Raw genomic sequence first — 1,528 nt, 5'->3', positions numbered from 1 at the left:
GAGTCTTTTGCAATGATTGTGTAAATTATTATTGAGCCTATATTAAGAAGTAATTAAAAATATAGGTAACAGCAATGCATGTAGAAAAGAATAAAAAAATAAATGAAGCAATAGATCTATTAATAGAAGGAGGGGCGGATTTAAAGGCAGTACTTAGTCAGAATGGATTAATTAAGGAATTAACTAAGGGTATTTTAGAAAGAGTCCTGCAAGCTGAGATGTCAGAGCATTTAGGTTACAGCAAGTATGATAGAGCTGGAACTGAGAATGCGAGGAATGGTAGTTTTAGTAAGAATCTGATCAGTGAGAATGGCTCTATAGAGCTAAATATTCCAAGAGACAGGCAAGGTAAGTTTGAGCCAATAATAGTTTCAAAGAAACAAACAAGAATAGATGGATTAGACCAAAAGATAATATCCTTATATGCAAAGGGCATGAGTTTGTCTGATATTAAAAGCCAATTGCAAGAATTATATGGAGCTGAGATCAGTGAGAGCTTAATCAGCAGGATTACAGATGAAGTAATAGATGAGGTAAGAATTTGGCAAAGTAGGCCTCTTGAGTCAGTATATCCTATAGTATATTTTGATTGTTTGGTAGTTAAAGTAAGACAAGATAAACTTATCATTAATAAATCAGTATATGTAGCTTTAGGTATAGATTTATTTGGGAAAAAAGATATTTTAGGATTATGGATCAGTGAGAATGAAGGAGCTAAGTTTTGGCTTGGTAATTTTACTGAAATGAAGAATCGAGGAGTAAAAGATATCTTAATTGCTTGTAGCGATAATCTAAGCGGAATGTCTGAAGCTATTTTAGCAGTATATCCAAAGACGGAACATCAGCTTTGTATAGTTCATCAAATTAGGAATAGTCTCAAGTATGTATCATATAAAGATAGAAAACAATTAGCAGCGGATTTGAAGCTAATTTATACTTCTACTACTGAAAAAGAAGCGGAATTAGCGTTAGAGAATTTTGATAAAAAATGGAGCAAGCGATATCCGCATATAGCTAAATCTTGGTATAATAATTGGGAGCATTTGATAATATTCTTGCAATATCCTGACAGGATTCGTAAGATAATTTACACTACAAATGCAATAGAATCATTGAATAGCCAGTTGAGAAAAGTTACAAAAAATAAACGTGTTTTTCCAAATGACGACTCAGTATTCAAAGTTTTATATCTGACAATTGATTATATGTAATAGTTGAGATTAAATCTTACATTTAGTAAAATAAATTAATTATTAAATGGAGATGAAAAATGAACTTAAATCAAAAAATAATAAAGCCAAAAATAGGGTTACTAGAACTAGCTAAGAGTCTTGATAGCATATCGTCAGCATGTAAAGCGATGGGCTATAGTAGAGATAGTTATTACAGATTTAAAGAACTGTATGAAACTGGTGGCGAAGAGGCATTGTATGAAATTAGTCGAAGAAAGCCAATAATAGCGAATAGAGTTGATCCAGCGATAGAGAAAGCAGTAATGGATATGGCAATAGAATATCCAGCATATGGA

At 32.0% G+C, this 1,528-nt stretch carries 1 protein-coding gene and 1 pseudogene; both read left to right on the top strand.

The window, feature by feature from the left end; genetic code table 11:
* Positions 1 to 74: 74 nt before the first annotated feature.
* Positions 75 to 1,208: pseudogene (locus C4Q30_RS00025) on the top strand (IS256 family transposase); the annotation flags it as partial.
* A gap of 62 nt (positions 1,209 to 1,270) precedes the next feature.
* The coding region (locus tag C4Q30_RS00020) for a helix-turn-helix domain-containing protein (protein WP_198913009.1) at positions 1,271 to 1,528 on the top strand (258 nt) is incomplete at its 3' end.

This window comes from Rickettsia fournieri (assembly GCF_900243065.1).
Classification (GTDB): Bacteria; Pseudomonadota; Alphaproteobacteria; order Rickettsiales; family Rickettsiaceae; genus Rickettsia; species Rickettsia rickettsii.
This window is presented reverse-complemented; position numbering and strand designations above follow the sequence as displayed.